At 59.5% G+C, this 12,633-nt stretch carries 10 protein-coding genes; 2 read left to right on the forward strand and 8 right to left on the reverse strand.

Annotation, left to right across the window (positions count from 1 at the left end; all coding sequences use genetic code 11):
* Positions 1–4: 4 nt before the first annotated feature.
* Positions 5–613, reverse strand: a complete 609-nt coding sequence (locus TBK1r_RS10970) for an RNA polymerase sigma factor (RefSeq protein WP_145210072.1) — start codon at positions 611–613, stop codon at positions 5–7.
* A 552-nt stretch (positions 614–1,165) separates the two neighbouring features.
* Positions 1,166–2,263: a hypothetical protein gene (locus tag TBK1r_RS10975; protein WP_145210075.1), complete on the reverse strand. Its 1,098-nt coding sequence runs from the start codon at positions 2,261–2,263 to the stop codon at positions 1,166–1,168.
* A 98-nt stretch (positions 2,264–2,361) separates the two neighbouring features.
* On the opposite strand from TBK1r_RS10975, the gene TBK1r_RS10980 reads away from it, so the two are divergent.
* On the forward strand, positions 2,362–3,411 hold the full coding sequence (locus tag TBK1r_RS10980) for a sugar phosphate isomerase/epimerase family protein (protein ID WP_419581215.1): 1,050 nt from the start codon (positions 2,362–2,364) through the stop codon (positions 3,409–3,411).
* 317 nt (positions 3,412–3,728) lie between these two features.
* On the opposite strand, the gene TBK1r_RS10985 is transcribed toward TBK1r_RS10980, so the two are convergent.
* The 5 genes from TBK1r_RS10985 to TBK1r_RS11005 form a co-directional block, all read right to left on the reverse strand.
* Positions 3,729–4,961 (reverse strand): DUF1501 domain-containing protein, encoded by a 1,233-nt coding sequence (locus TBK1r_RS10985; protein WP_145210078.1) that lies wholly within the window; start codon positions 4,959–4,961, stop codon positions 3,729–3,731.
* A gap of 26 nt (positions 4,962–4,987) precedes the next feature.
* On the reverse strand, positions 4,988–6,379 hold the full coding sequence (locus TBK1r_RS10990; RefSeq protein ID WP_145210081.1) for a DUF1549 domain-containing protein: 1,392 nt from the start codon (positions 6,377–6,379) through the stop codon (positions 4,988–4,990).
* A gap of 133 nt (positions 6,380–6,512) precedes the next feature.
* The gene (locus TBK1r_RS10995) at positions 6,513–9,080 is read right to left on the reverse strand and encodes a M56 family metallopeptidase (RefSeq protein WP_419581552.1); all 2,568 of its coding nucleotides are present in this window, start codon (positions 9,078–9,080) and stop codon (positions 6,513–6,515) included.
* A complete protein-coding gene (locus TBK1r_RS11000) occupies positions 9,080–9,508 on the reverse strand; it encodes a BlaI/MecI/CopY family transcriptional regulator (protein WP_145210087.1) in 429 nt (142 codons plus the stop codon). Before TBK1r_RS11000 ends, TBK1r_RS10995 begins: the two co-directional genes overlap by 1 nt.
* A 481-nt stretch (positions 9,509–9,989) precedes the next feature.
* Positions 9,990–10,955 carry an SPFH domain-containing protein gene (locus TBK1r_RS11005; protein ID WP_145210090.1) on the reverse strand — a complete coding sequence of 322 codons (966 nt, stop codon included), beginning with the start codon at positions 10,953–10,955 and terminating at the stop codon, positions 9,990–9,992.
* A gap of 226 nt (positions 10,956–11,181) precedes the next feature.
* Between TBK1r_RS11005 and TBK1r_RS11010 the strand changes: the two genes are divergently transcribed.
* Positions 11,182–11,559, forward strand: a complete 378-nt coding sequence (locus tag TBK1r_RS11010) for a hypothetical protein (RefSeq protein WP_145210093.1) — start codon at positions 11,182–11,184, stop codon at positions 11,557–11,559.
* 44 nt (positions 11,560–11,603) lie between these two features.
* Here TBK1r_RS11010 and TBK1r_RS11015 read toward each other — a convergent pair whose 3' ends face one another.
* The gene (locus TBK1r_RS11015; RefSeq protein ID WP_145210096.1) at positions 11,604–12,569 is read right to left on the reverse strand and encodes a dihydrodipicolinate synthase family protein; all 966 of its coding nucleotides are present in this window, start codon (positions 12,567–12,569) and stop codon (positions 11,604–11,606) included.
* Between the last annotated feature and the right edge of the window lie 64 nt (positions 12,570–12,633).

Genomic DNA, 12,633 nt, shown 5'->3' on the forward strand with positions numbered 1-12,633 from the left:
CACCTTACTCCAACCCCTTCATCTCCAACTGCAGCCGCTGCAACACCCTCGCCCTAGCTTTATAAACCGCCCATTTCGAGACGCCCATCTCGTCGGCGACGTCCAGCGGCGGGCGTCCGATCACGGCGGTCTCCCAAAACATCTGCCACGTCCGCTGGTCGAAGCATTGCCGCAGCAACTCGATCATCCGGCGACGGGCATCGAGCGAATCGGCTAACGCGGTCGTCGGTGGATCATCCGCGTCGATCGCCTGAGCGTCGGCGATCTGCATCAAGGCCAGATTGGCGGCCGTGCCCCCAGCAGCTTTCTCCTCGGCGGCGATCCGCGCCCGGTCGCGGATCTTGTTGCGCGAGATGGTCCACAGCCAGCCGCGAAAGGTCGCTCCGTCGCGGCCGCCGTCAAACCGAGACAGCGCCTTGGCGACGGACGCAAACGTGTCTTGCATCACATCAGCGGCATCGGCCGCCTGGCAACCACATCGCCTGGCCCAACCATAGACGATCGGGCCATAGACCTGGGCCAATTGTTTCCAACTCTCCGCATCTCCTTCCCGCGCACGGGCCAACAGAGACGCAGAGGTCGACGGTTCATCGCGAAAGTGGGTCGAATGCATGTGCCCATTGTAGCTGCCTCGAATGGGCCGATGCGACGGATCGACGAACCGCTTCTTCACAGCAATGGCGTCGAAAAAGATAAGGAATCTCCCGCGTGGACATCGCGGAGTGTATGACGGAGACCTCCTGCCAGGCATTGGAATCTACACAAGTCGCTTTTTTGCCCAAAGGGCATGCATATCCATAGCCTGGGGCAAGCAAACCGAGCCTTTGCGAGGGTTGCGCCGCCCCAGGAACCTCATCGCAATAAGGTTCAGTTTGGCCAACGGCCATGCACAACCTTCGCGTTTGACGAGGCATTTGTTGATGGCCGTTGGCCAATCCGTCTCGTTCTCGTTTGCGGACCTTGGGCGATGCCCAAGGCTATGGATGTAAACGGCCGTTGGCCGAAACCATTCACTCAGAACAAATCTGACATGCAAAAGATGTGCAGATACCAATGCCTGCCAGGAGGGTGCCCTAAAAAAGCAACCCTCCCGGGTGCGGGAGGGTTACTTGGGATTTTGCACGACCTTCTCGTGGGAGAAGGTCGTTGAAACCGAGCGAACGGGCTACGGCAGCTCGATCGTTTGCAGTGCCAACGTGCCTTTGACGTCGACGATCGCAACGGCATGGCTGGCATCGAACTTGTCCATCTGCTTGACGCCGGAAAGCGACTCGATCGTTTCATACGGTTGGCCCGCAGTCCCGCCGCCCCGAACCGGTTCGGTCAGACCTTGATTTTCCCCGATGCCTTCGGTGCTGATCTTCATCATGCCGCGAGCGGAGTTGTTCATCAGGATCGAAGTCTTGCCGTTCTTTTCGTAGACGACCATGTCCAAGGGTTGGTTGCGATTGCCGAGTTCGGCGACGGTGGTGCCGCGAACCTTCTCCGAGCCGTCAAGTGCATTGACGGGAAAACGGACCAACGGCGTGCAGGTGAAACCGGCCAACAGACTCGGCTCCCCGTCCACGACCATCGGCAAGAAGGTTTGGATCGTGGCATCTTCGACACGACCATGGGCGGCATGGAAAATGTCGACGCTGGTCGTCACGGTGTTTTCCGCGAACGGGAAGGGGAATTCGATCACGCGTGAGGGGGAGTCGCCGGCCGACAGCCCCGTCACCATGACTTTTCCTTCGAAGAACGCGACGTCGGTGATCGATGAATCGCGGGCGTTCCGCGTGCGTCCGCGCCGCGTGACGTCTTTGTCTTCCGGCGGATTGGGCAACGCCTTGGATGCGTGATGGACCTTGTCCAAGTTGACTTTCGTGATCTCGCTTTGACCGTCAACCTTCACCAAGTGAACCTGACCTCCGGCGACGATGCTCAAGAACACGTTTCCCGTGTCCGGGTTCACCGCCAACTCGCCAATTTCGAGATCACCTTCCAATCCCAGTGACGACTTGATCGCGGCTTGCAGGTCCGCGATCGACGGGCCGCTGGTGCGGGCCCCGGCGTCTTCGGTGGCGATGGCGTAGACCGTCGCGGCCTTGGGATCACCGACCAACAACACACCGGAAGTCGCGAAAGTCATCGGGCCCACCGACTGAAGCTCGACGGGACCGAGTGTCATGCCGGTTGGAGCTGCAAAAACAGCGGACGTGGCCAACAAAACCGCGAAACAGCAAGCGGACAACGCTCGTCCGAATGGTAAAACGGTGGGCATGTTAGAATCCTTGTTGAAAAAAAGGGAGGGAGACGGCACCGGAAGCACCCTTACCATAACGGATCCACCAAGACGAATACACAAAGAGGAATGACCAGATGGCAAAGTCAGATCAAAATCGTTGCGTCCCCTTGGGACAGAACCGAACGGTCAGCCGCCGAGATGCCATCGCTGCGGGGCTGGCGACCACCGGAATGGCCTTCGCCGCGTCGACAAATGCACAGGATGCCACCAGTCCTCCGGCCGCGTCGGTCAAAGACGATCGTAAATCGTCACCCAAACGCTATCGGGCCAAAAAATCGATCAACCAGTGGGCGTTCCCCTATCCCGACCGGATGTCGCTTCGCGAATGCATGCAACTTGCCAAAGACGCCGGATTCGACGGGATCGAACTGAACTACGACCTCGACAATGACCTCTCCCCCAAAGCTTCGAACAAGGAACTGGTCGGCATTCGCAACCTGGCAAACGAAATCGGAATCGAAATCAGCGGCCTGTGTTCGTTCTTGTTCTGGCCCTATCCGCTCTCCAGCCTGGACGCGTCCAAGCGAAACCGTGGCATCGAACTGGCCGGGTTGATGGCCGACGCGGCGGCAACAATGAAGGTCGAGAACTTGCTGGTCGTCCCCGGCGCCGTTCACATCCCCTGGCGCGACGACCACACCCCCGTACCCAACGACAAATGCGAAGCGTTGGCGCGGGAGGCCGTCGGTTCACTGGTCAAGGGAGCTGAAAAGAAAGGTGTGTCGCTGAACATGGAGAACATTTTCTTCAACGGCTTTTTGATGACACCGATGGAAATGAACGACTTCGTCGACGGCTTCGGCAGCGAGAACGTGCAAGTCCATTACGACACCGGCAACATCTCCATGTTCCAACACGCCGAGCATTGGGTACCGATCTTGGGTCAGCGGACCAAGAACATCCATTTCAAAGAATTCACCAAGAAAGGAACCGACTACTCGTTGGAAACCTTCCGCCCGCTCTTAGACGGCACCACCAACTGGCCCGCGGTGATGGATGAGCTGGAGAAGATTGATTATGAAGGTTATGTGACGTTCGAGTACTTTCACCCCTACCCGCATTACCCTGAAGCGTTGATCTATCAAACGTCCGATTCACTCGATCGGATCCTGGGCAGAATCTAGGCGGGTATACGCATTCGATCCCAATTCGCTGCGGAGCAGCGAATCACGGCGGCTGAAGCCTGCACACCAGCGCACGTTGGTGTCCAGCCTTTAGGCGCATCCTCACGCGCTGCGAAGCAGCAAGACGGAGCGGCTGAAGCCTGCACACCAGCGCACGTTGGTGTCCAGCCTTTAGGCGCATCCCCACGCGCTGCGAAGCAGCAAGACGGAGCGGCTGAAGCCTGCACACCAGCGCACGTTGGTGTCTAGCCTTGAGGCGATTCCTCACGCGCTGCGAAGCAGCAAGACGGAGCGGCTGAAGCCTGCACACCAGCGCGCTACAAGATCATTTCCCCTCCGTCGGTCGCGGACGTCGGGCTTCCGAACGTGGTCGTGTACTCCCGATCGGCATCGACACCCAACACGTTCATCAGCGTGTACATCAGATCGGCCACGCTGCTGGGGTTCTCGCTGTGCTCCATTCCATCCTTTCCTGTCGATCCGATCACCCGTCCGCCGATGTCTCGCCCGGCCAGTGTCACCGGAATGGATCTCGGGTAGTGGTCCCGTCCGTTCTGCCCGTTGATGATCGGCGTACGTCCGAACTCGCCCATCCATAGGATCAGTGTGTCGTCCCAAAGCCCACTGGACTTCAAATCGTCGATCAGCGCGATCCAAGCCGGTTCGAGTTGTTGGCACAAACGCTTGACCGCGGGGATGTTGCCGACGTGTGTGTCCCACCCGGGCATTTGAACTTCGACGTATCGCACACCGGCTTCCAGCATGCGCCGCGCCGCCAAGACGTTGCGTCCGAAATCGCTTTCGCCGTATCGGCTGAGCGTCGCCGCGTCTTCCGCCGAAACATCGAGCGCATCGGCAAACGACGACTTCAACAACCGTCGCACCGAATCAATTTGCTCCGTCCGTTGCCGCAGCAAGACGCTCCCGCTGCTTTGGTCGGACCGCTGATTCAGTTCCGCGAGCAAATCGAGACGATCGCTACGGCGGTGAACACTGCGGATCGTCTCGATCGTTCGTCCCAAATCGTTCACGACAAAGGGCCCGTGACTGGTCCCCAGAAACGCGGGACCGTAGACCTGGCCACCCAGGGTGACGAAGGCGGGCACGTCCGTTGCCGGGCGACTCGATGAGACGTACGACCCCAGTGCCGGACGCGGGAACGAATCGATTCGCTCGTATCCGGTGTGCAACAGATGGGACGCTCGGTCGTGTTCCCCTTGCGTCGAACCGACCGACCGAATCACACACAAATCGTCGGCATATCGTGCAAGTCCCGAGAGCGTTTCACTGAGCTGCATCCCGGGAACACGTGTCGAAACCGCCCCCAACGGCCCGCCCGTCTCCGTTCCGGGTTTCGGGTCAAACGTTTCCATCTGACTCGGTCCGCCCTGCATCCAAAGTGTGATGCAGCGCTGAAACGGAGCGGGCTTTCCCGAATCCTGCGCCGCGCTGGCGGACCGTGCGACCAGATGGCCCAGCCATGTCGAAATCCCAGCGGCGGATCCGGCCCGCATCCATTGGCGACGATCAAAACGATTCGGAACAAACATGGCTCACCTTGCGATTGACAATCGACTCAATGACTAAAGACAAATTCGTTAGCGTGTAACAGCACATACAGCAGATCGCTGCCGGGCACGTCGGCAAAGCGTTGACGTTCCCAGGCATCCGGACGTCGCGACAGCGTCGAGCGAAAGATGGAATCGACGTCACCGCTCGGCGGCGAAGTCTCGGCGGCGAGTTCTTGCAGCAAGCCCTGGCTGGTACGTTGCAACGCCAGCGGATCGGTCGCTCCCGTTTCGGCTTCGGATCGTCCCATGAACTCCACCGCCATCGTGTTCAGGCGTTGGGGCGAGGGCAGGTCACGATTCATCACCGTCGCATACGACGCAATCAACTGTTCCGGCAACAGTGGCCGGGGCGCTCTGGCGGCAAACAACTCGATCACTTCAGCCGGATCCGTCGCGTCGGCTGTCGGCGCGGTGCGGGCATAGGCCTCACTGGCGGCGATGGTTCGAATCAGATCGCGCAAATCAAACCCGTTGCGGAGTAACTGGTCTGCCAACGCCTGATGAAGTTCGGGGACACTGGGCGGATGAGCCTGGCTGAGCCCATCGACCGGGTCCACCATGCCGCGGCCGATCAGCAATTGCCAAACCCGATTGCCCATCGCTCTGGCAAACGGCTGGCACCGGACGGTCATCAACGCCAGTTCCCGTCGCCACGCCGCGGTCCGCGGTCGCGATCCGGTCAGAAACCGAGGCCCATCCTCGCCAGCCCCCGACTTGGCTCCGGTGTCATCGACACGAATCCCACCAGAAACCTCTCGCACGGAGATGGTTTGAAAGAACCGCCGCATCGCGGTGTAGTCGTCTTGTGTCCAACGATCAAACGGATGGTCGTGGCAACGGGCACAATCCAATTGGACGCCCAAAAAGATCCGCGAAACCGGCGTCACGGGGTCCTCACGATTCCCCACCAAAAAGTTGACGTGACCATCCAGCGTCGTGACCCCTTCGGCGGAAATCAGATCAAACGCGATTTGGTCGAGCGGCTTTTCCTGTTCCAATTGCGTTTGCAACCAGCGCCGCAACGATTCGCGATCGACTTGCCGCGTCTCGCCACGTCCGATCAAAATCGTCGTCCACAGTTGCGACCAGTAGCGTGAGAACTCGTCCGATTGAAGCATGCGGTCGAGCGCCGCGGGGCGGTCGTTCGAAGCCTCCAATCGGGCCAGTTCGCCGACGGTCGGAAGGCGTCCGAGCAGATCCAGACTGATGCGTCGCAAGTAGGTGGCGTCGTCACAGGTTTTGGTCGGCGAGATCCCTGCCTGGCGGTGAGCCCTGGCCAAGATCGCATCGATCGGGGCCTCGGTCGTCGGCGACGTTGCCGTGGCTTGGCTGGCAAGCACCGTCGCAAGCCCGGCGAGGGCCAGCACCGCAATGTTGATGATTCGAGGGACTTTCATGAGGAGTTTCTATCGGCAGAGAATCAGTGGGAGACGACTGGCACCCTCGGCGTGTGACGCGAGCCATACTGGGGGCGCCGGCGGAGCCGGCGAGGAAGGCAAGCAGGATGCTTACCCCACTATGTCTTGTTCCCTAGAAGTCGTCTTTTTTCAGCTCTTGTTCCAACTGCTTCGCTCGCGCGGCCAACTGCCCGACCACTTCGACCCGCTCGGGATGCACGGTCAATTGATTCGTCGATTCATCGACCACGAAGAACTCTTTGGACAGTAGTTCCATCGCATCGAGTTGCGATTGCTCGGCCGAGCGACGGATCTCTGTCAGTAGCAGCATCCGCCCCGGCCCGTCGAGCGATTCGGCCAACTCTCGATCGGCCATCCTTTCGCGGACATCATCGATTCTGCGCAAGTAGCGTCTGATGGTGCGGCAGGCCGCCAGCAGCTCGCCGGCGCGCTGATTGACTTGATCGGCCGCATCGTCACGGACTCGCAAGCGGTCCGCACCGGCCGGCTCCATCACTTGCGAGATCATTCCTTCGACCTGTTTTCCCAGGTCAAATTCTGCGTACGGGACATCGACGGCGACTTGGTAGGCGATCACACCTGTTGCGATCTGCGTGGCGAAGCGTTGGGTCAACGGATCGGAGGTGTCCAGATCGGCGGCGATCCTGGCGAGACGATCTCGCACGGCGTCGATTCGTTTTCCGGCCCGGTCCGCCAACTCCAGCAGTTCCTGCAAACTCCCCCACGCCTCTTCATTGTCAATCACCAGCCCCTTGGCGGTGTCTCGCGAGACCGTTTCCAACTTCGCAAATAGTTCGTCCACCAATGCCGTCGGCGAGGACGTTGAGTCTTTGGTCAGGTGCAAGGCGACGACGGCGGCCATCGCGGAGTCGTTCAGCTTGGCGACGAAAACCTTGTGACGGTCGTCCGGCGTATCAAACTCGCCAGCCCAGTGGGGAAATTCCGTTTTCAGCTTTTCGAACACTTTGGTGGCCAATTCAAATCGTTCGATTTGCCGGCGTGCGTCACCCGAAAGCGTCGGAATGACCACCAACTTATCACCACGACGAACCAGAACCTTTTCGAGTGCTTTGCCAAGGAACAGTTCGATCGGATCGCTGCGTCCGTCAAATTCGTCCAACATGATCGCGTAGGCGACATGCTCGTCGGTCAGCATGCGGCGAGCCATCTGATTGACTTCCCCGGAATCCTCCAGACGATCGGCAACCCCCTTCATGCGCCCGTTCATCGACTCGAGCACGTCCCCCAACTGCTGCGAGCGTTGCACCCACGCATCCGCCGTCACTCGACTGCTCGTCCGCAGGGCCAGCGTTCCATCGGGAGCGACTTCAAAGTGTTTTTCGACAAAACGAGGAATCGCCTCGGCGCGAATCGACTCGCGATACTTGCCTTTCAACAAATCGATCACCCCGGCGAACGCGACTTGTCCGGATTCGCTGGCGAGCAATTGATTTAATTCCGACGACGCCTTGTCATCCGGATTCAAACGCTGTCGCAACGTTTGGATCAAGTCCTTGGAATCCGATGACAGCACTTGCAACGTCATCGACGTATCGGCCGAACCCGATTCGCCCTGACCATCGGCATCCGCCGCGACCAAACGGAATTGCACCGCAGAGAGGGTTAACAGGCCGGCGGCGAGCACCCCCAATACAAGACGTTTCATGACAGACTCTCTAGAGGACGAAGAAGAATTGAGAAGACGGGTGACGCGTTCAGTCAGCGGCGGAGCAGCCATCGACTGCACACCCAATCCGCGAGCGATCGGAGTCGGGTTCGAAGTGACGGTTTCAAGAAACTCGACCAGTTGCACCAAACTGGCGGCGAGCCCCCGGGCGGCAGCCGGATCGGTTCGCGTCAGTGACTCATCGCACGCCCATTCGGCGGATTCTTCATAACGACGCACGCACCACCACGCCGCCGGGTTCCACCAATGCAACACCACGGCAATCCGGGCAACCGCTTGCCGCCAAACGTCACGACGACACAAGTGAGCCAGTTCGTGCAACAGCACCCCACGCCGCTGGTCGGCGGAAAGCGAACGCCAATATTGTTCGGGGACCACCAAGGCGTATCCGCGAGGTCGACGCACCAGCATCGGTCCGGCCGAACCGGAGACGACCATTTGGGGTGCCTGATAGCCGCGACCTGAACAAAGCGTTTGCCACTCGGCTTGCCAAGGTTCCGGCGCTGGTTGCAGTTGATCGACCAATCGACACAGTTGGGCATAGCGGAACAGACTGCGGATCACGATGCAGACGATCCCGAGCATCCAAAACAGACACGCGACCGAAACGCCAAGCTCCGTCCACGAGGTCACCCGTGGGGCCTGATCCGTCTGCCCGGACGACAACACGGTCGATTGCAACGCAAACTCACCTTGCGATCGATCGCGCTGAGGCAACGGCGTGTTTCCGACCACGGCATCACTGCCCGACGGAGTGAATTCAGCAACGTCGTGGACGGCGAGCTGTGTCGCACCGATGGGCGTGCTTTCCAACCACGGCAGCTCGACGGGCACCCGAAACAGCATCAGCCCCTGCAGCAGCACGCAGAACAACAGGCATTGCCGCAAACGCGGCGTCACGACATCCAAGCGTCGCAGCAAGAAGGCTGCCAAACCGCACGCGATCGTTAACATGACCGATGCAGTCACCAGACAATGCAAGAGTGTGATCATCACCGTTTGCCTCCCGACTGGCCCTGGGAACTGCGTTTCGAGTCAGCCTTGCCGGAGCCAGGATTCTGTTCGGCGTCGCGAATCAGACGTTTGAGTTCCTGCAACTCGTCGCGGCTGATTTCACGGTCCTGCATCAACTGGGCGACCAGCGGAACGACACTGCCGCCGGAGAGTTTTGAGATCAGCTGATCCAGATGCCCCGCCTGGGCTTGCTCCCGCTCGATCGCGGCGGCGTACTCCGCCGGCCGCCCCGATTTGGACGCCAAGCCCTTGTCCACCAAACGGTTCAATCGCGTTTGCATGGTGGTGTAACCGACCGTCTCGGCGCCGAAACGCTCGTGGGCCTGGGCCAACGTCAGCGGCCCTTCACGCCACAACAGGTCCATCAAGTCCAGCTCACCGCTGGAAAGACGCGTGGTAGATTTCATCCGCAATACACCGAGCGAAAAGGAAACGTCAGAATCGCGTTTACGACAACGGTCGTATCTTTTACGACGGACGTCGTAAAGTCAAGCGAGAATTGCGAATTTCCCAAAGTGGGGCAAGCATCCTGCTTGCCTCCTCGCAGGCTTCCAGCTTGCCGCACAGCCCTGTAACCGCAAGCTTCCAGCTTGCACCCCGCTCAGGCAACGCTGTGAAGCATTTATTCCCAGCGTTTGACGAGGTGTTCGCGGCAGGGCGCAAGCCTGGACCGCTAAAACGTTGGTGTTGACACTCTGTTCGGTTTACGCGACTTCGCTTCCGTTTGATTTCGTCACCGCTCGGCCTCGCTTCAGCCGAGACAGGATGGGTCGTGAGGAACCTGGACGGACGGAAAATTGCAAATTGAAAAATGCAAAATGCAAATTTGCAATTGGAAGTTTTCATTTTGCAATTTTCAATCGCTTGCTCCGTGTCGTGCAACGCCGTTCAGGCCCCGGTTTGCACGACGGGCTGGGTGTGACGGTCGCTGCAGAGGACGACCAGCAAATTGGAAACGAGTGCCGCCCGCTGGGCGGCATCGAGTTCGACGATGTTGTCTCGCTTGAGATGCTCCAGCGCCATCTCCACCATCCCGACGGCACCATCGACGATTTTGGTACGGGCGGCGACGACGGCGCTTGCTTGTTGACGCTGTAACATCGCTGCGGCGATTTCGGGTGCGTAGGCCAAGTGACTGATGCGGGCTTCCAAGACCTGGACGCCGGCCTTCTCTAATCGATCCTGGATGTCGTCGCGCAACCGGTCACAGATTTCATCGGTGCTGCCTCGCAAGGACTGCTCGTCGTCTCGACTGTCATAGGGATAGCGTGTTGCCAAACTGCGGAGCGCGGCCTCGCTTTGGACTTCGACAAAGTTTTCGAAGTCGTCGACCTCGAACAAGGCTTCCGCCGTATCGACGACTTTCCAAACGACGACCGCGGAGATCTCGATCGGGTTCCCGTCGCGGTCGTTGACCTTGGACGGTTTCCCTGCTGACCGCGTCTTGGGCTGCGTCACGACGCCTTCTTTATTCTTGGTTTCCGGTTTGGTCGACGAACCGGTTTCGAAGTTCCGGATCCGCAAACTGACCTTTTTCTTTGTATAGAACGGGTTGACCCAAACGAAGCCGGATCGCTTGACGGTCCCTTTGTATTGGCCGAACAGCAGCAGCACGCGCGAGTTGTTCGGTGCGATCGCCATCAGCCCGAACATCGCGACAACGCCTGCGACGATCATCAATACGCCTGTTCCGATCAAGGTCGGCCCGTTGGGACCGGCGCTCGCTCCGGCGACGATGCAGAATGGAGCCGAGACGATCAAGAGAATGCTGATTCCCAGCGGCCCCCAGCCAGAAAACGCGTCGATGACCTTTTCATGGTGATGGACGCTGCCGGGCGACGTGGGTTGAGACATGGTCGACGCTCTTTTCTCGGGTAAATGGGTGATCGCACAAGGTCGTTATAGACCAGTACCGAGACGAACGGTTTTGGGGCGCACAGAAACCGCCGGCATGGCGTTTTCCGGCGGGGTTTCCATTCTCACCTCCACGACCGATCTGCACTATGATTGAGGGCGATCCCGGAGGCAGCATTCCGACCCGCTGCCCCGCCCAAGCCTTCTCCAAGAACGGAAAACCGGAATGAGCCAATCGGCCGACGAGACACCCGCCCCCGAAACACCGGCACCGGAAACCCCAGTCCCCGCGAGTCCTACCCGGCCCAACCGGGTGTCCTCCGGCGATCAGCGGAAAGACACGATCGCGCAGTTTGTCACGACCATTCGCAATCCCGAAGCACAAGTCGGCCAGCACATCATCCAGGCGTTACAGCACGATGACACGGTCGCCGTGCTGACCACCGTCGCGCTCGGCGCGGACGGCCAGCAACGCGTGATTTCGGTGGCCCTCGACCCCGATCGCATGGCACAGGTCCAAGAGATCCTGACCTCCGCCGAAGGTGAACGCGAAGACGAAGAACCCTGTGTCGGTTTCCATTGTTTGATCAAGCCGAAACGGTGACGCTCTGAAAGCCTATTCCCACTCAGTTTCGGCTCGTCGACAAGTCACCGCCCCGGCCAGTTTTCCCACCAAGCTTGAAACAGACGTAATTGATTAAGCGCGTACTGTTCTTGTGACGGACTCAACCGATCCGACGGAAGTGCCGGTCGGCGGTAGATCGGATCAATCGTCCCGGCGGCGATCAATCGATAGTAGAGCGTCAGGTCGGGGCCTTCATCGTATTTTGACAACACCGCCAAGGCTTCATCCAACTCCTTGGCGTACCGCCGGGCTTCGCAATCACCGCCCGCGGCGCGACGGCAGAGGTCGACCAGGTGAAGCACCTCGCTCGGCAAACAGTTTCCGATGCCGGTGATCGCGCCCTGTGCACCACACCGCAAAAATCCGAAATAGACTTGCGTGTCGACGCCGACCAACAGCAATCCTCCGTCATCGGACGACGTGATGTGTTCGGCCGCATAGCTGAGCGATTCGGCGCCACCAAACTCTTTGAATCCGACCAAATTCGGATGCGCCTTGCGAAGCTGCCCATAAAGTCCGGCTTTGGTTTGATAACCGTAATAGGGACTGTTGTAGATGACCGCCGGCAATTGGGGTGCGGCGGACAGGACACGGCCGAAATGGTCTTCCTGTGCGGCTTCGGAAATGCCGCGTGAAAGCAGGCGTGGGATCACCATCAAACCGGCCGCGCCGACTTCGGCGGCGTGTGCGGCATGCTCGGCTGCGATGATTGGACTCTGTGCGCCAGTCCCCACAACGACCTTCAATCCGGCGGCGACCAATCGGGCGACACCTTCACGACGTTGCTCGTCCGTCATCAGCGGCCAATCCCCCATCGATCCACAATACACGACCCCGGTCATGCCGGCGGCGACCAGATTGGAAGCGTGCAGGACCATGGCATCGAAGTCGGGCCGACCGTCGTCGCCGATGGGCGTCATGATTGCCGGCAGGCAACCGCGAAACACACTGTCGTCAATGGTGGTGGCCGCTTGAGTTTCTGTCGTCATCTGTTTGGTCTGTTCGTGGTTAGAGGTCGCGGATGGATGGGAACGGTTAAGAACGCGTCGGGGT

This window comes from Stieleria magnilauensis (genome assembly GCA_007753675.1).
GTDB classification, from domain to species: Bacteria; Planctomycetota; Planctomycetia; order Pirellulales; family Pirellulaceae; genus Stieleria; species Stieleria magnilauensis.

Bases quoted from the DNA above. Each gene is read 5' to 3' on its own strand.
- TBK1r_RS11010 (WP_145210093.1), top strand. From the start codon at position 11,182: ATGAGCCAATCGGCCGACGAGACACCCGCCCCCGAAACACCGGCACCG.
- TBK1r_RS11000 (WP_145210087.1), bottom strand. From the start codon at position 9,508: ATGAAATCTACCACGCGTCTTTCCAGCGGTGAGCTGGACTTGATGGAC.
- TBK1r_RS10995 (WP_419581552.1), bottom strand. From the start codon at position 9,080: ATGATCACACTCTTGCATTGTCTGGTGACTGCATCGGTCATGTTAACG.
- TBK1r_RS11015 (WP_145210096.1), bottom strand. From the start codon at position 12,569: ATGACGACAGAAACTCAAGCGGCCACCACCATTGACGACAGTGTGTTT.
- TBK1r_RS10985 (WP_145210078.1), bottom strand. From the start codon at position 4,961: ATGTTTGTTCCGAATCGTTTTGATCGTCGCCAATGGATGCGGGCCGGA.
- TBK1r_RS10990 (WP_145210081.1), bottom strand. From the start codon at position 6,379: ATGAAAGTCCCTCGAATCATCAACATTGCGGTGCTGGCCCTCGCCGGG.
- TBK1r_RS10980 (WP_419581215.1), top strand. From the start codon at position 2,362: ATGGCAAAGTCAGATCAAAATCGTTGCGTCCCCTTGGGACAGAACCGA.
- TBK1r_RS10975 (WP_145210075.1), bottom strand. From the start codon at position 2,263: ATGCCCACCGTTTTACCATTCGGACGAGCGTTGTCCGCTTGCTGTTTC.
- TBK1r_RS10970 (WP_145210072.1), bottom strand. From the start codon at position 613: ATGCATTCGACCCACTTTCGCGATGAACCGTCGACCTCTGCGTCTCTG.
- TBK1r_RS11005 (WP_145210090.1), bottom strand. From the start codon at position 10,955: ATGTCTCAACCCACGTCGCCCGGCAGCGTCCATCACCATGAAAAGGTC.